The 15,223-nt window shown below is 65.9% G+C and carries 15 protein-coding genes and 1 tRNA gene; 3 read left to right on the top strand and 13 right to left on the bottom strand.

Going from position 1 to position 15,223, the window contains the following annotated elements; genetic code table 11:
- Nucleotides 1–16: 16 nt before the first annotated feature.
- The 12 genes from BKM74_RS19080 to rplU form a co-directional block, all read right to left on the bottom strand.
- Nucleotides 17–1,198: a divergent polysaccharide deacetylase family protein gene (locus BKM74_RS19080; protein WP_140056048.1), complete on the bottom strand. Its 1,182-nt coding sequence runs from the start codon at nt 1,196–1,198 to the stop codon at nt 17–19.
- Between the two features lie 232 nt (nt 1,199–1,430).
- Nucleotides 1,431–2,771, bottom strand: coding sequence for a S41 family peptidase (locus BKM74_RS08390; RefSeq protein ID WP_086465253.1), 1,341 nt, complete (start codon nt 2,769–2,771; stop codon nt 1,431–1,433).
- Nucleotides 2,768–4,120, bottom strand: coding sequence for a murein hydrolase activator EnvC family protein (locus BKM74_RS08385; RefSeq protein ID WP_140056047.1), 1,353 nt, complete (start codon nt 4,118–4,120; stop codon nt 2,768–2,770). The genes BKM74_RS08390 and BKM74_RS08385 overlap by 4 nt, the downstream gene beginning before the upstream one ends.
- Before the next feature lie 82 nt (nt 4,121–4,202).
- Nucleotides 4,203–5,828 carry a 2,3-bisphosphoglycerate-independent phosphoglycerate mutase gene (gene gpmI, locus BKM74_RS08380; protein ID WP_086465251.1) on the bottom strand — a complete coding sequence of 542 codons (1,626 nt, stop codon included), beginning with the start codon at nt 5,826–5,828 and terminating at the stop codon, nt 4,203–4,205.
- 103 nt (nt 5,829–5,931) lie between these two features.
- Complete coding sequence (gene rlmH / locus BKM74_RS08375) at nt 5,932–6,390, bottom strand: 23S rRNA (pseudouridine(1915)-N(3))-methyltransferase RlmH (protein ID WP_086465250.1); 459 nt, start codon at nt 6,388–6,390, stop codon at nt 5,932–5,934.
- 8 nt (nt 6,391–6,398) lie between these two features.
- Nucleotides 6,399–6,815, bottom strand: coding sequence for a ribosome silencing factor (gene rsfS / locus BKM74_RS08370; RefSeq protein WP_086465506.1), 417 nt, complete (start codon nt 6,813–6,815; stop codon nt 6,399–6,401).
- A gap of 11 nt (nt 6,816–6,826) precedes the next feature.
- A complete protein-coding gene (locus tag BKM74_RS08365; RefSeq protein WP_086465249.1) occupies nt 6,827–7,531 on the bottom strand; it encodes a nicotinate-nucleotide adenylyltransferase in 705 nt (234 codons plus the stop codon).
- The gene (locus BKM74_RS08360) at nt 7,531–8,820 is read right to left on the bottom strand and encodes a glutamate-5-semialdehyde dehydrogenase (protein ID WP_407668676.1); all 1,290 of its coding nucleotides are present in this window, start codon (nt 8,818–8,820) and stop codon (nt 7,531–7,533) included. The genes BKM74_RS08365 and BKM74_RS08360 overlap by 1 nt, the downstream gene beginning before the upstream one ends.
- 64 nt (nt 8,821–8,884) lie before the next feature.
- The gene (proB, locus tag BKM74_RS08355; protein ID WP_407668675.1) at nt 8,885–10,045 is read right to left on the bottom strand and encodes a glutamate 5-kinase; all 1,161 of its coding nucleotides are present in this window, start codon (nt 10,043–10,045) and stop codon (nt 8,885–8,887) included.
- Entirely contained in the window at nt 10,042–11,100 is a 1,059-nt protein-coding gene (gene obgE / locus BKM74_RS08350; RefSeq protein ID WP_086465248.1) for a GTPase ObgE, read from the bottom strand. Before obgE ends, proB begins: the two co-directional genes overlap by 4 nt.
- 85 nt (nt 11,101–11,185) lie before the next feature.
- A complete protein-coding gene (gene rpmA / locus BKM74_RS08345; protein WP_086465247.1) occupies nt 11,186–11,455 on the bottom strand; it encodes a 50S ribosomal protein L27 in 270 nt (89 codons plus the stop codon).
- 15 nt (nt 11,456–11,470) lie between these two features.
- Nucleotides 11,471–11,791, bottom strand: coding sequence for a 50S ribosomal protein L21 (gene rplU / locus BKM74_RS08340; protein WP_086465246.1), 321 nt, complete (start codon nt 11,789–11,791; stop codon nt 11,471–11,473).
- 343 nt (nt 11,792–12,134) lie between these two features.
- Between rplU and BKM74_RS08335 the strand changes: the two genes are divergently transcribed.
- From BKM74_RS08335 to BKM74_RS08325, 3 genes are all read left to right on the top strand, one after another.
- A tRNA-Ser gene (locus BKM74_RS08335) sits at nt 12,135–12,224 on the top strand.
- Between the two features lie 242 nt (nt 12,225–12,466).
- Nucleotides 12,467–13,543: an ACR3 family arsenite efflux transporter gene (arsB, locus tag BKM74_RS08330; protein ID WP_086465245.1), complete on the top strand. Its 1,077-nt coding sequence runs from the start codon at nt 12,467–12,469 to the stop codon at nt 13,541–13,543.
- A gap of 73 nt (nt 13,544–13,616) precedes the next feature.
- A complete protein-coding gene (locus BKM74_RS08325; RefSeq protein WP_086465244.1) occupies nt 13,617–14,078 on the top strand; it encodes an ureidoglycolate lyase in 462 nt (153 codons plus the stop codon).
- On the opposite strand, the gene puuE is transcribed toward BKM74_RS08325, so the two are convergent.
- A complete protein-coding gene (gene puuE, locus BKM74_RS08320) occupies nt 14,075–15,034 on the bottom strand; it encodes an allantoinase PuuE (protein ID WP_086465243.1) in 960 nt (319 codons plus the stop codon). The two genes, BKM74_RS08325 and puuE, sit on opposite strands and share 4 nt — an antisense overlap.
- Between the last annotated feature and the right edge of the window lie 189 nt (nt 15,035–15,223).

Genomic DNA, 15,223 nt, shown 5'->3' with positions numbered 1-15,223 from the left:
CCTTACCCCCAGCCTTTCACCCTCTGGCGCGGCGCTCCACCGTGGCGGTGACGGGCGCCAGCACTAGCCCCTTGTCGGACAGCGTCGGCAGCCAGGCGCGCAACCGCTCCAGCGTTACCGGATAGGGATGGCCGATGCCGACAGCGGAGCCAGTGCTGAGCGCCAGCCGCTCGAGATCGGCCAGCGCCCGGTCGATGGCGGCCCGGCTGGCCTCGCTGTCCAGGAATCTGCTATTCACGCTGTAGGGCAGATCGATGTTCGCCGCCACCTGCGACGCCAGGCTGGTCGAGGCGCGCTTGCTGTCGAGATACATCAGCCCGCGTTCCTTCACCGCCTGCAGGATCGGCAGCAGCGATTGCTCCGAGGTGGTGAAGCGCGAGCCTTCCAGATCGACCACGCCGACATAGCCGGTGAAGCGGCCCAGCGCCCATTCCATCCGGTCGAGATTCTCGACCGGGCTCAGGCTGGTCAGCAGGGTTTGCGGCCCCGGATCGCTCTGCGGAAAGCTGATCGGCTCCATCGGCAGCGCCAGCATCACCTCATGCCCGGCCGCACGCGCCGTCGGAATCCATTCCTGCAGCCGTGCCGCATAGGGCGTGAAGGCCAGCGTGACCTGCGAAGGCAGATCCTGGATAGCGGCCTCTGTCGCAGCCCCCGACAGGCCAAGCCCGTTGATGACGATGGCGATGCGCGGGCGCTGTTCCGCCGGATCGAAGGGATGGGCGTACGCCCGCCAGGCCACCAGCCCACCCTCGCCGGCCTTCGGCAACAGGCCATGCGGGCTGTTCTCGATCAGCGCCGGATTATGTGCCAGCACCACCTGACGGCGCTCCGGCGGCGGCGCGACCGGGGCAGGTTCTGCCGGTGCGGGTGCTGCCGGGGCGGGCGTTGCCTGCTGGGTTGCAGCCGGCGGAGTGGAGGCCGGAGGGGTGGCAGCCGGGGCCGCCGGTGCGGGTCCGGGTACGAGTGCTGGCGCTTCCGCCGTCTGGGGCGGCTGTACCGGTGGCTGTACCGACGGCTGTTCCGGTGCCTCGGCGGGTGCTGCGGCAGCCGGTGGCTGCGGCCGCGGCTGCCGCTGTTCCGGCGGGATGAAGGACAAGGTGGCGCGTGGCGTGCGCAGCACGCGCTGCGCGGCGGTTTCCGGCCCCTTGGCCGCCAGCCACGCCCCCAGCGCCCCGACGCCGCCGACCAGCAGCAACAGAACCAGAAGCTGGCCGAGCCGGCCGGTCAGGGCCGCGCCGAAGCCACGCTTTTCCTCTGCCGCCGGTTTAGGGCGGCCAGCCAGCGGCTCGCGCGGCTCGTCAGCGTCAGCCTCGTCTTCGTCCAGCTGGTCCTCGAAGGGCGGCGGGTCGTCATCAAAGGCAGCACCGCCGCTCTTGCCCGAGCGGCGGCGTCCCAGAAACGGCAGTTTGAGGCTTGGGAGTTTCAGCTCAGTTCACCGCGCGCTTGTTGAACATATGAAGCCCCCGCAACAGATCGACCGCCCGGATGAGCTGATAGTCATTGTCGTCGCCCAGCGCCGGCGGCCGGGCCGCCTGCGGAGTCGCCTGGGGGGCCTGTTCCCCAGCCGGTGCATTCTGGTTCGCCGGCGCCTGTTGCGGCTTCACCGTGTCATTGTTCAGCGCGCCACGCAGATCGGCCTCGCTGCGCCGCTTGCCCTCGTCGATCAGATCGATGCGGGCAGCCGGCACTTCCAGATCGGGTTCGATGCCCACAGCCTGAATGGAGCGACCGGACGGGGTGTAGTAACGCGCCGTGGTCAGCCGCATGGCGCCATGGCCGGGCAGCGGAATGATGGTCTGCACCGACCCCTTGCCAAAGGATTTCGTGCCCAGCACCAGGGCGCGCTTGTGATCCTGCAGCGCGCCGGCAACGATTTCCGAGGCCGATGCCGAGCCGCCATTGATCAGCGCCACGATCGGCAGCCCGTCCGCGATATCGCCATTCTTGGCGTTGAAGCGCTGGCTGTCCTCGGTCCGGCGCCCCCGGGTCGAGACGATTTCCCCCTGATTCAGGAAGGCATCACTGACCGAGATCGCCTGATCCAGCAGGCCGCCCGGATTGTTGCGCAGATCGAGAACGATGCCGATCAGGTCCTTACCCTTTTCCGCCTGCAGATCGGCAACCGCCTTTTCCAGCCCGGACTGGGTCTGCTCATTGAAGGTGGTGATCCGGATATAGCCGGTATTGTCGATCACGCGCGACCGCACCGACCTGATGCGGATGACATCACGCTTGAGCGTGACCTCGAACGGCTCCTGCGCGGCGCGGCGGATCGTCAGCTTGATCTCGCTGCCGACACGGCCGCGCATGCGCTCGACCGCTTCCGCCAGCGTCAGGCCCATGACCTGCTCGCCATCCAGATGGGTGATGAGGTCGCCCGGCTGCAGGCCGGCGCGGAAGGCCGGCGTCTCGTCGATCGGCGAGACCACCTTCACGAGCCCCTGCTCCATCGTCACCTCGATGCCCAGCCCGCCGAACTCGCCGCGGGTCTGCACCTGCATGTCCTGATAGGATTTTGCCGTCAGATAGCCGGAATGCGGATCGAGCGCGGTCAACATCCCGTTGATCGCCGATTCGACCAGCTTCTCGTCGGTCACCTCTTCGACATAGTCCGCACGCACGCGCTCGAACACCTCGCCAAACAGGTTGAGCTGGCGATATGTCTCCGAACGCTGGCCAGTCTGTGCCATGGGGGTGATGACCCCGGCGGCATAGAGCACAACCGCGACAACCGCCGTGGCGAGCGCGATACGGGAAAGATACTTCATCCTCTGATCCTATCAGTGCTTGCTGCCAACCAGGGCAGCGGATTTATCGGCTCGCCGTTCCTGCGGAGTTCAAGATAGAGCTCCTGCGCGTCATCGCCATCCCTGCCCAGACCTCCCACCGGTTCCCCGGCCAGGAGATACTGGCCAACGACGCTGTCTATCCGTCCCAGTCCCGCCAACAGGCTATGATATCCATTGCCGTGATCGATTATCAAGATTTGCCCGTAACCCCGGAATTTTCCAGCATAAACCACTTGTCCGTCGAAGGGTGCCACAACCACTGCCTCGGGCCGTCCGGCCAGCACGATACCGCGCGCCGCGCCGCCTGGCTCATTGCGTTCGCCATAGCCATGTGTCAGCCGGCCCTGCACGGGCGCTGTCAGCATGCCCTGCTTCAGGGTGCGCGGCGCGCCCGATGGCGGCTCCAGCATCACGCGCGGCGGCTGTGCCCCCAATTGTGAAGGCGGCAGGGCCGCGACGACGCGCTCCTGTCCTGCGCCGGCACCAGTACGCGTACCAGTACCGGTACTATTCGGGCTGGTGACGGACGGCTTGACCAGCGGCACCGGCATGGTGGCCGCGCGCCGTGCCGCCGCCTCGGCCCGTTTCGCTTCGGCAAGGCGGCGCTCCTCCTCCGCCCTGCGCTGCGCCTCCCGCTCCGCCTCGATCTGGCGCAGCAGGTCGCGCAGATCATTGGCCGAGTTCGACAGCCGGCTGACGGTGCGTTCCAGCCGGTCGCTCTCGGCCTCCGTGCGGCCGGCCAGGCGCTTACGGTCAGCTGCCAGCGATTCCAGCTTCTTACGCTCGGACAGCAGCGATTGCCGCGCTGCGGCCAGGCGCTTGCGCTCCGCCGCGATTTCCGCCTGCAAGGCCTCGATTTCCTCCAGCTCCGCGCGCAGCGCCAGCGCCGATTGCTGAACCTGCGGCAGCGCGGCGCGCAACAGCATACCGCCGCGCACCGTGTCCAGCGGTGCCGAGGGCGAGGCGATCATCGCTTCCGGCGGGCGGCGCGACAGGCGCTGCAACCCGGCCAGCAGCGCCGCCACTTCGGCCTCGCGCCCCTGCACGGCGGCGCGCTTGCGATTCGCCTCCCGGGTCAGGTCGCTCAAGGAATCCTCGACGCGCGACAGGATCGCCTCCTGCTCCTGCAGCGATTTCGCCACCTTGATCGCATCGGCCCGCAGCGCCTCCGATTCGGTGCGCAGCTTCTGCGCCTCGCGCTCCAGCTCCACCTTGCGGCGGGCATCGCGCTCCAGCGCCTGCTCGATGGCCTTCAGCTTGCCATCGGGCGCCGGCTGCGGAATCGGCGCCTGCTGGGGCGGCTGCTGGGAAAAGGCCGGGGCGGCCAAAGAACCGACCAGAGGACCGATCAGAAAAAAGCAAAGCGCCGCCACTGCCAGGCAGCGGCCAGGGTAACTGCCGTACAGGGCGTTATGCCGTCGCACGGGCCTCCGCCTTGGTCGTCCCGTCCGGTGCCGTGCCGGACGGGGCCTTCAGGGCCAGCAGAGAGCGGCCGGTCATCTCCCCGGGCTGCGGCAGCCCCAGCAGCTGCAGCAGCGTCGGCGCGACATCCGCCAGGATGCCGTCCTTCAGGCCTACAGCCTCCTTCGGGCCGTTCACCAGGATCGCCGGCACCAAGTTCAGCGTATGCGCCGTGTGTGCCTCATGCGTGTCCGGGTCCTGCATCATCTCGATATTGCCGTGGTCGGCGGTCACCAGCATGACGCCGCCGGCCTGCTGCACTGCCGCTTCCAGCCGACCGAGGCTGGCATCGATGGTTTGCGCCGCCTGGATCGCCGCCTGCAGATTGCCGGTATGGCCGACCATGTCGCCATTGGCGTAATTCACCACGATCAGGTCGAAATCGCCCGAGCCGATGGCCGCCACCAGCTTATCGGTCAGTTCCGGCGCCGACATTTCCGGCTGCATGTCGTAGGTCTTCACCTTCGGAGACGGCACCAGAATGCGGGTCTCGCCCGGAAATTCCTGCTCCACGCCGCCATTCAGGAAGAAGGTGACATGGGCGTATTTCTCGGTCTCGGCGATGCGGAGCTGGCGCATGCCGGCCTTGGCCAGGACCGCGCCCAGCACATTCTCCAGCGCCGCCGAGGTAAACAGCGAGGGCATGAACTTCGCCAGTGCTGTGGAATATTCGACCATGCCGAGGACCGCGCCGAAGCGGATGGTGCGCCCGCGCGCAAAACCGTCGAAGGCCGGGTCCAGCAGCGCGGTCAGCAATTCGCGCGCGCGGTCGGCGCGGAAATTCGCCATCAGCACACCGTCGCCATCCTGCATGCCGGCATAGCCGGCAATGGCCGAGGGGGCCACGAACTCGTCGGTTTCGTCCCTTTCATAGGCCGCCTCAATGGCCGCCAGGGCGCTCTTCGCAGCCGCGCCCTTGCCATCGACGGCCACGTCATAGGCCTGCTCCACCCGGTCCCAGCGCTTGTCGCGGTCCATGGCGAAGAAACGGCCCGACACGGTGGCAATGGTCGCCGCATCGCCCAGATCGGCGAGGAATTTCTTCATATAGCCGAGTGCGCTCTTCGGCGGCGTGTCGCGGCCATCGAGGAAGGCGTGGATTTTCACCGTCACGCCCTGAGCCGCCAGCAGCTTCGCCAGCGCCACCATATGGTCCTGGTGCGAATGCACACCGCCCGGCGAGACGAGACCCAGCAAATGGCAGGCGCCGCCGCTCTGCTTCAGCGAAGCCGCGAATTTTGCCAGTTCCGGGTTTTGCCCCAGCGAGCCGTCCAGGATGGCCTGGTCGATGCGTGGTAGTTCCTGCATCACCTTGCGGCCGGCACCCAGATTCATGTGCCCGACCTCGGAATTGCCCATCTGCCCGGCCGGCAGGCCGACATGCAGTTCCGACGCATTCAGCAGCGCGCGCGGGCAGCTTGCCATCAGCCGGTCCCAGACCGGCGTTTCGGCCAGCAGGATGCCGTTATTCTCGCGCTCCTCGCGATAGCCCCAGCCATCGAGGATGCACAGGACCACGGGGCCGCGCGGTTTCGGCAAGCGGCGGGAATCGGCGGAAGAAATCATATCGTTCATGGCGTCAATATAGGCCTCTGCAGCGCCCCCGCACAGGGGCAATCTCTGGGGCAATCTGTCACAAAAACAAGGCTTTTCCGGCGTTTTCTCCTGATCCGGTGCCCTATTCCCGGTGATAAGGATGGCCCGCCAAAATCTGCTGCGCCCGGTAGAGCTGTTCGGCCAGCATGCCGCGCACCATCATGTGCGGCCAGGTCGCCCGCCCGAAGGCCAGCAGCAGGTCGGCGCGCCGCCGGACACTCTCGTCCAGCCCGTCCGCGCCGCCGATGACAAAGCCGATGTCACTGGTCCCGGCATCGCGCCAACCGCCCAGCAGCGCTGCGAAATCGGCGCTGGCAAGATCGCGCCCGCGTTCGTCGAGCGCCACCAGCCGGGCGCCCGCCGGCACCGCTTCCAGCAGCAGGGCCGCCTCGCGCGTCATCATCTCCGGCGCCGGCAGCTTCGCCTTCACCTCCATCTCCTTCAGAACGACGGGCCAGCGCGAGCGTTCCACATACTGCCGATAAAGATCGCGCAGGATACCCGGCTTCGCCTTGCCGATGGCGGCGATGGTGACGCGCACCTAGTCGCTCAGGCCGTGACCGCTACGGTATTGACCTCCGCCGCGGCCGGCACCTCCAGCCCCCACATCTTCTCCAGATTGTAGAAGGCACGGACTTCCGGGCGGAACAGATGGATGACGATATCGCCGCCATCGACCAGCACCCAGTCGCCCTGGCCCAGCCCTTCGGCACCGACCTGCGCCACGCCGGCGGCCTTCAGCCGCTCGCGCAGATGCTCGGCAATCGCGCTGACCTGCCGCGAGGAGCGGCCGGAAGCGATCACCATGTAGTCGGCAAAACTGGATTTCCCGGCAAGGTCGATGACAATGACGTTTTCCGCCTTGTCGTCGTCCAGGGATTTTTCAACGAGAGCGAGCAGCTGCGCCGCCCCGTTATCGGAAAGCTTCTTCTTGGAAGACTTTCGCGTCGCTTTTACTTCTTGCATCATCCTCGCAGTCAATTACCCGCCCGACTCTTGCCCCAATGGCTTTCCGGCAGAGTACCGGTCCTGATTTGTGTCGCTGAGGCGGGATGCAATCGGGTGTGCAGGAACACCCACGCCGGTGGCTGCCTATGGGCCAGCCCCCGCGCCGATCCGGATTTCAGCCGGACCCTTGCGAACCGCCGCGCCGCCAAGCTCCACAACGCCCTTAAAGAATAGGAAGGCCGGTCGAACACCGCAACCGGCATCATGCGAAAGATATGCTGCCAATCCTTCCAGCGCGTAAATTCCGCCAGACAGTCCGCCCCCATGATCCAGACGAAACGGCGGGTTGGAAACCGCCGCTGCAGCGCCTGCAATGTATCCGCCGTATAGCGCGTGCCAAGCCTGACCTCGATATCGCTCGGTTGCAGCCTGGGGTGGCGGGCAACCCTTCTGGCGCTGGCCAGCCGTTCGACAAAAGGCGCCATGCCATTGTTCGGCTTCAACGGATTCTGCGGGGCGACCAGCCACCACACCTCGTCGAGGTCCAGCCGATGCAGCGCCAGCAACGCCAGATGGCGGTGCCCTTCATGCGCCGGATTGAACGAGCCGCCCATCAGGCCGACCGTCTGCCGTCGCCGGTCGATCGGGCCCGGCAGACCGATGCGCGCCGCGCGGCCGCTTTTATGCCAGATTTTCTGCACGGGAATATTTCCGCAAGGGATCAGGGCCGGCATCAAGGCCGGATCTGGCCGTCGCCGCGCACGATATATTTGTAGCTGGTGAGCTGTTCCGCCCCCACCGGCCCCCGCGCATGCAGCTTTCCCGTGGAAATTCCGATCTCCGCCCCCATGCCGAACTCGCCGCCATCGGCAAACTGGGTGGAGGCATTGTGCAGCACGATGGCGCTGTCCACCGAGGCCAGGAACCGTTCCGCCGTCGCCGCATCCTCGGTCACGATGCTGTCGGTATGGTGCGAGCCATACAGGTTGATGTGACGGATCGCCGCCTCGACGCCGCTCACCACCTTCACCGAGAGGATGGCATCCAGATATTCGATGGACCAGTCGTCCTCGGTCGCCGGCAGGACGCGCGGGTCAAGCCCGCAGACCGCCGGATCGCCGCGCACTTCGCAGCCTTCGGTGATGAGGTCGTCCAGTATCGAGGGCAGCATGCCCACCATCGCCTGTGCGTCGATCAGCAGCGTCTCCATGGCGCCACACACGCCGGGCCGGCGCATCTTGGCGTTCAGGACGATGCGGCGTGCCTTCTTCGCATCGGCGGCACCATCGACATAGACATGGCAGATGCCGTCCAGATGCGCCATCACCGGCACCCGGCTCTCATTCATCACCCGCTCGATCAGCGAGCGGCCGCCGCGCGGCACGATGACATCGATATAGGCATTGGCGCGCAGCATGGCGCCGACCAGTTCGCGCTCCGTGCCGGGCATGGCCTGCACCGCCGTCTCCGGCAGGCCCGCCGCCTTCAGCCCGGCCTGCAGGCAGGCGACGATGGCGGTCGAGGAATGGAAGCTTTCGGAGCCGCCGCGCAGGATCGCCGCATTGCCGGCCTTCAGGCACAGCCCGCCGGCATCCGCCGTCACATTCGGCCGCGATTCGTAAATGATGCCGATGACGCCCAGCGGCACCGACTGCCGGGAAATCCGGAGGCCGTTCGGACGCTCCCACTCGGCCAGCACGCGCCCGACGGGGTCGGGCAGATCCGCCACCTCCTCCAGCCCGCTGGCAATCGCCTCGATGCGTTCCGGCGTCAGCGCCAGCCGGTCGAGCATGGCGCGCATCAGCCCCTTGGCCTCGGCGGCTTGCATGTCGCGTTCGTTGGCTTCCAGGATGGCGGCACTGTTTTCCCGGACCGACTGCGCGGCGGCGCGCAGCGCACGGTTCTTGGTCGCGCCATCGGCCTGCGCCAGCGCGGCCGCAGCCTCCTTGGCGGCACTGCCGATCCACTCCATGGTGCGCGCGGTCGTGTCGATCGCCGCAGGCGTCTCTTTCAGCGCACTCACCTTATCCTCCACTTGCCGCACGGGGCCGTGTCTTTGGCCTCTTCATAACCCTGTGACCGGGCCTTCAGGCGAGCACCAGATCATCGCGATGGATGATCTCGTCCCGCCCACGATAGCCAAGAACAGCCTCTATTTCACGGCTTTTATGGCCCATGATCCGGCGCGCATCCCCGGCATTATAGGCCGACAGGCCGCGCCCGATCACCCGCCCTTCAGGATCGCACACCGCAATCGGATCGCCGCGCTGAAAATCCCCCTCGACCGCGACGATCCCCGCCGGCAGCAGGCTCTTGCCCTGCGCCAGCGCACGGGCGGCGCCGGCATCGACCGTGACGCTGCCGGTGGTGTTCAGATGACCGCCGATCCAGCGCTTGCGCGCCGTACGCGGCCCCGCCGACGGCAGGAACCAGGTGCAGCGCGCGCCCTCCTCCAGCCGGTGCAGCGGGTGCATCTCCGCACCATGGGCGATGGCCATGCGGCAGCCGGCGCCGATGGCGATCTTGCCGGCGGCCAGCTTGGTGACCATGCCGCCCGAGGAATAGCCGGTGGCGGCGGCACCGCCCATCGCCTCGATCTCCGGCGTCACCTCGGTCACCACCGGGATATGCGCGGCGTCCGGTGTCCGGCGGGGATCTGCGGTGTAGAGCCCGTCGATATCGGACAGCAGGACCAGCGTGTCGGCGGAGATCATCTGCGCCACGCGGGCGGCCAGCCGGTCATTGTCGCCGAAACGGATTTCCGCCGTCGCCACCGTGTCGTTCTCGTTGATGACCGGCACCGCGCCCAGGCGCAGCAGCGCGTCGATGGTGGCGCGCGCATTCAGGTGGCGGCGGCGCGCCTCGGTATCCTCCAGCGTCACCAGCACCTGCGCCACGGTGATGTCGTGCCGGGCGAGCGCCTCCTGATAGGCATGCGCCAGCTTGATCTGTCCGGTGGCGGCGGCGGCCTGCTTCTCCTCCAGCGCGAGGGCCCGGCCGGTGAGGCCCAGATGGCGGCGGCCAACCGAGATGGCCCCGGAAGAAACCAGCACCACCTCAACCCCGCGCCCGCGCAGTGCCGCCACATCCTCGGCCAGCGCCGCCAGCCAGTCCTGCCGGATACGCCCGGTCTTCTCATCCACCAGCAGGGCGGAACCGATCTTCACCACCAGCCGCCGCGCGGTCGCAAGCGCGGGCACCGCCGCGGCTTCGTTCTCTGCGGTATCGTTGGCGGCTAGGCCGTTCACGGCCGCCAGTCCTCGGCTTCCACGGCGATGCCGCTTTCCACGGCTTCGGCGCGCTTCTCGGCGGCGCGGTAGTCCTTGACGATGCCCCGCAGTGCGCGCAGCACTTCGGTCACGCCCTCGCCGGTGACAGCCGAGATCGCCATCACATCGGCCTTGGCGGCGCGCTTCAGCTTCTTCAGCTTTTCCTTCAGCTCGTCCGCCGGAATCGCGTCGATCTTGTTCAGCGCCACGATCTCACGCTTTTCCGCCAGTTCCTGCGCGTAGAGCTTCAGCTCCTTGCGGATCGTGCGATAGGCCTTCACCGGGTCTTCCTGGGTGCCGTCGATCAGATGCAGCAGCACGCCGGTGCGCTCGACATGCCCCAAAAACCGCGTGCCCAGCCCGGCGCCTTCATGCGCGCCCTCGATCAGCCCCGGAATATCGGCCACCACGAACGCCTCGCCATCGCGCTCGACCACGCCGAGCTGCGGCCACAGGGTGGTGAAGGGATAATCGGCGATCTTCGGTCGCGCCGCCGAGACTGCCGCCAGGAAGGTCGATTTGCCGGCATTGGGCAGGCCCAGCAGCCCGACATCGGCGATCAGCTTCAGGCGCAGCCAGACCCACATCTCCTGCCCCGGATAGCCGGGAGTGAACTTGCGCGGCGCCTGGTTGGTGGAGGTCTTGTAATGGGCGTTGCCCATGCCGCCATCGCCGCCCTTCAGCAGCACGATGCGCTGCCCGACCTCGGTCAGGTCGGCGATCACCGTCTCACGGTCCTCATCCAGCACCTGGGTGCCGACCGGCAGCTTCAGGATGATGTCATTGCCGTCCGAGCCGGTGCGGTTGCGGCCCATGCCGTGCATGCCGTTCTTGGCCTTGAAATGCTGCTGGTAGCGATAATCGATCAGGGTGTTCAGCCCCTCCACCGCCTCCAGAATCAGATCGCCGCCGCGCCCGCCATTGCCGCCGTCGGGGCCGCCGAACTCGATGAATTTCTCGCGCCGGAAGCTGACGCTGCCCGGCCCGCCATTGCCGCTTTTCAGATAGATCTTGGCTTCGTCGAGAAACTTCATCGTCCTGGCGCCTTTAAACGGCAAAAAGGGGAATGGTCGCCCATTCCCCTTCTTAGCAAAATTCTTAGTCCCGTCGGGGGTGGGCTTACTCTGCAGCAGCCACCGGCGGGAGGATCGAGATGTAGGTGCGGCCCTTGGCCTTCTGCGCGAACTTCACCTCGCCCTCGACCAGCGCGAACAGCGTGTGGTCCTTGCCGATGCCGACATTGGCGCCGGGATGGAACTTGGTGCCGCGCTGACGGACCAGGATGTGGCCCGGAATGACGCGCTCGCCGCCGAACTTCTTCACGCCGAGACGGCGGCCCGCGGAGTCGCGCCCGTTGCGCGAAGAACCGCCTGCTTTCTTATGTGCCATGGATTGCTGCTCCTCTTACTTCGCGCCGGCATTGATGTCGGTGATGCGCAGCACCGTCAGGTCCTGGCGATGACCGTTCTTGCGGCGATGATTCTTGCGCCGCTTCTTCTTGAAGATGATGACCTTGTCGCCGCGGGTCTGCTCGATGATCTCGGCGGCCACGCTGGCACCGGCGACCATCGGGGCGCCGACCTTGGCGTCGCCCTCGCCGCCGACCAGCAGCACCTCGTCGAGCGCAACCTTGGCGCCGGCCTCACCGAGCAGCTTTTCAACGACGATCACGTCGTTCTTGGCCACTTTATACTGCTTACCGCCGGTCTTGATGACTGCGAACATGGGACTAACCGCCTGATATCCGAATACGAAACTGATGACACGCGAAGCTGTTTTTACCCGCTTCCGCAGCAGCGTCCGCCAATCCCAGCCGGGCCGGCAGTGCGCGCGTATGAAAGCACCTCCCGGCGATTGCGGTCGTCAGGAGAGGCGCGCACTATACCTATGGGCTTTCGTATGTCAACGGCGGAATCGCTGGTATGTGCACGGTTTTGCGGCGCCGTTCACGGCACTGGGCCAAGAGCCGCATCCTAGCCCAACGCGGGCGGCGAAAAAAGGCAGATGTGTCTTGCAATCCGCGCACCGGATGGTTAGACATCACCCGCTCGTCCCACGGCGATCCTTCGGAGGGGTGCCAGAGTGGTTGAATGGGACGGTCTCGAAAACCGTTGTGCGTGCAAGCGTACCGAGGGTTCGAATCCCTCCCCCTCCGCCAGTTTTCTTTTAAAGCATTAATTTCACGATTTATTTTGCCGGATGGGAATCACACCCCATCCTGCGTTCCATCCTGGTGATTTCCTCACAAACGGCGTTTATGGCTTGCAGCGGCCGCGCGGGCGTTGCAGGACGAGAGGCATATGGTCACTGCGAGCCTGCCGCCCGGTGCGGGGCGGCTTCGCGGCGCTGGTTGCCCGGCACGACCGGCGATTGCCTGAACCCGGAACAGAGATTTCGCCCATGTCTGCATTTGAACGGTATCTTTCGATCTGGGTCGCGCTTGCGATTGTCGGCGGGCTGGCGCTCGGTCAGATCGCACCGGGGCTCGTCGGGTTCCTGGCAAGCCTCGAATACGGATCGGTCAACTTCGTCGTCGCGATCCTGATCTGGTTCATGGTCTATCCGATGATGGTGGCGGTGGATTTCTCCAGCCTCATGCGCATCCATGAACGCCCCAAGGGCATGATCATCACACTTGCCGTGAATTGGCTGATCAAGCCCTTCACCATGGCCGCCCTTGGCGTGCTCTTCTTCGAGTGGATATTCGCCCCCTTCATCGCGCCGGAAACGAGCGGCCAGTATATCGCGGGCCTGATCCTGCTGGGGGCCGCCCCCTGCACGGCAATGGTGTTTGTCTGGTCGCAACTGACCAAAGGCGACCCGAACTACACGCTGGCGCAGGTGTCGCTCAACGACGCGATCATGGTCTTTGCCTATGCGCCGATCGTCGCCCTGCTGCTGGGCGTCACCGACATCACCGTGCCCTGGACAACGCTGGTCCTGTCGGTTGGCCTGTATGTCGTGATCCCGCTGGCGGCAGGTGTCGCCACACGGATGCTCATGACGCGCGGCGCTGCAGGCCCCGCGCAGGCCGAGGCGGCGGTGGGCGCGTTCACAGCCAGGGTGAAACCGCTTTCGGTTCTGGGCCTGCTCGCCACTGTGGTTCTGCTGTTCGGCTTCCAGGGCGAGGTGATCCTGAGCCAGCCGCTGGTGATCGTGATGATCGCGATCCCGCTGCTTATCCAGTCCTATGGCATCTTCGCGGTCGCCTATTGGGCGGCAAAGGCCTGGCGTGTGCCGCACAATGTGGCTGCCCCCTGTGCGATGATCGGCACGTCCAACTTCTTCGAGCTGGCCGTTGCCGTGGCCATCGGGCTGTTCGGGCTGAATTCCATCGCAGCACTGGTCACGGTGGTCGGCGTGCTGGTCGAAGTGCCGGTGATGCTGTCTCTGGTCTGGTTCGCCAACCGCACGACGCACTGGTTTCCGGCCGAGGAAACCTCGATCCGCGCGCCCCGAACGACGGAACAGAAATGATGCTTCTCGCTGTATTGATAGCGCTGGATCATTCCGCCACCCCCGGCATCCGTGCCGCCCGAACGGTGCCGTCATGCTGATCGCCCAGCCCCTGACCGCCGAGACTTTCGCACCTTTCGGGCGGGTCATCGCCGCACCAGAGAAACCGGGCCGGGCCTTTCTCGGGCAGCTGATCGAAAACCGCCGCGACAGCGCCGCGCTCGATTTCTCGCTGACCCACACCGCCGCCAGCACCCTGCCCTTCGAGGCAAAGCTGATGGAACGCCACCCGGTATCGTCGCAGGCCTTCCTGGCGCTGGATGTGGCGCGGTTTCTGGTGATTGTCGCGCCAACTGAGGGCGGACCGGATATGAGCCGGGCGCAGGCCTTCATCGGCTCCGCCGGGCAGGCGCTGGTCTATGCGCCGGCAACCTGGCATCACGGCATGGTCGCACTCGACCGACCCGGCCGCTTCGCCATCATCATGTGGTGCGCCGAGGATGGCCGCAATGACGAGTTCCACACCCTGGCGCAGCCGGTGATGGTGGCGGGTTAACCTTTATACGGATGCGTCGCCATCCAGTGGCGGGCGATATCGATGCGGCGGGTGAGCCAGACGCCGTCATGCTTCTGCACATAATCCATGAAGCGCGCCAGCGCCGCCGCCCGGCCAGGCCGGCCGACGAGACGCAGATGCAGGCCGATGCTCATCATCTTCGGCGCGCCCTCGGCCCCTTCGCGGTAGAGCACGTCGAAGGCGTCCTTCAGATAGTCGAAGAAATCCGTCCCGGTGGCGAAGCCGTGGATCTGGCCGAACTTCATGTCGTTATTGTCGATGGTGTAGGGAATGATCAGCTGCGGCTTGCCGGCCTCAATCGACCAATGCGGCAGGTCGTCATCATAGGCGTCGGAACTGTAGAGGAAGCCGCCTTCCTCGGCGACCAGCTGGCGGGTATTGGACGACAGCCGGCCGGTATACCAGCCCAGCGGCCGCTCGCCGGTCGCCTGCCGGATCGCCGCGATAACGAGGCGCATGTGCTGGCGCTCGGTCTCAATGGGCATGCCGCTATAGTCGATCCAGCGCCAGCCATGGCTGGCGATCTCGTGCCCGGCCTCATGCATTGCGCGCACCGCCTCGGGATAGCGTGCCACGGCCATGCCGACAGCCCAGGATGTAAAGGGGATATTGCGCTCAGCGAAGAGCCGCATGAGCCGCCACAGCCCGGCGCGCATGCCGTAATCATAGACCGATTCGACCTGTTCGTCGCGCAGCCCCTCGCGCGGGGTGCCGCCCGGCACTTCATGCAGGAAGACTTCGGAGATGGGATCGCCGTGCAGGATGCTGCGCTCGCCGCCTTCCTCGAAATTCACCACGAAGCTGAGGGCGATCTTCGCCCCATTGGGCCAGCGCGGGTCAGGCGGGGTCGGGCCATAGCCCTTCAGGTCGCGCGGATAGGGCGCAGCCCCCAGCGCATCGGCAATCAGTTTCCTGTCGGCGTCTTGATCCTGCATGGCACCCTTCCTGACCGTGAGGCTGAATCACACGTCATAAGGGCCGGCTTGTCCAGACGAACTAGTTAGGAAGCCAAAACGCACTTCGTCATCTCCACCACGGTTCAAAAGCTTCCGATAAACTCAGCGGGACCAAGAGACGCAAAAACAGCAAGCCAGTGGCTGATTCGACAAAATCAACACAATCAC

Origin of the sequence: Oceanibaculum nanhaiense, from assembly GCF_002148795.1 — a bacterium.
Classification (GTDB): domain Bacteria; phylum Pseudomonadota; class Alphaproteobacteria; order Oceanibaculales; family Oceanibaculaceae; genus Oceanibaculum; species Oceanibaculum nanhaiense.
This window is presented reverse-complemented; position numbering and strand designations above follow the sequence as displayed.

Bases quoted from the DNA above. Each gene is read 5' to 3' on its own strand.
- BKM74_RS08390 (WP_086465253.1), bottom strand. From the start codon at position 2,771: ATGAAGTATCTTTCCCGTATCGCGCTCGCCACGGCGGTTGTCGCGGTT.
- BKM74_RS08365 (WP_086465249.1), bottom strand. From the start codon at position 7,531: ATGCCGGCCCTGATCCCTTGCGGAAATATTCCCGTGCAGAAAATCTGG.
- obgE (WP_086465248.1), bottom strand. From the start codon at position 11,100: ATGAAGTTTCTCGACGAAGCCAAGATCTATCTGAAAAGCGGCAATGGC.
- puuE (WP_086465243.1), bottom strand. From the start codon at position 15,034: ATGCAGGATCAAGACGCCGACAGGAAACTGATTGCCGATGCGCTGGGG.
- gpmI (WP_086465251.1), bottom strand. From the start codon at position 5,828: ATGAACGATATGATTTCTTCCGCCGATTCCCGCCGCTTGCCGAAACCG.
- rsfS (WP_086465506.1), bottom strand. From the start codon at position 6,815: ATGCAAGAAGTAAAAGCGACGCGAAAGTCTTCCAAGAAGAAGCTTTCC.
- arsB (WP_086465245.1), top strand. From the start codon at position 12,467: ATGTCTGCATTTGAACGGTATCTTTCGATCTGGGTCGCGCTTGCGATT.
- rpmA (WP_086465247.1), bottom strand. From the start codon at position 11,455: ATGGCACATAAGAAAGCAGGCGGTTCTTCGCGCAACGGGCGCGACTCC.
- rplU (WP_086465246.1), bottom strand. From the start codon at position 11,791: ATGTTCGCAGTCATCAAGACCGGCGGTAAGCAGTATAAAGTGGCCAAG.
- BKM74_RS08325 (WP_086465244.1), top strand. From the start codon at position 13,617: ATGCTGATCGCCCAGCCCCTGACCGCCGAGACTTTCGCACCTTTCGGG.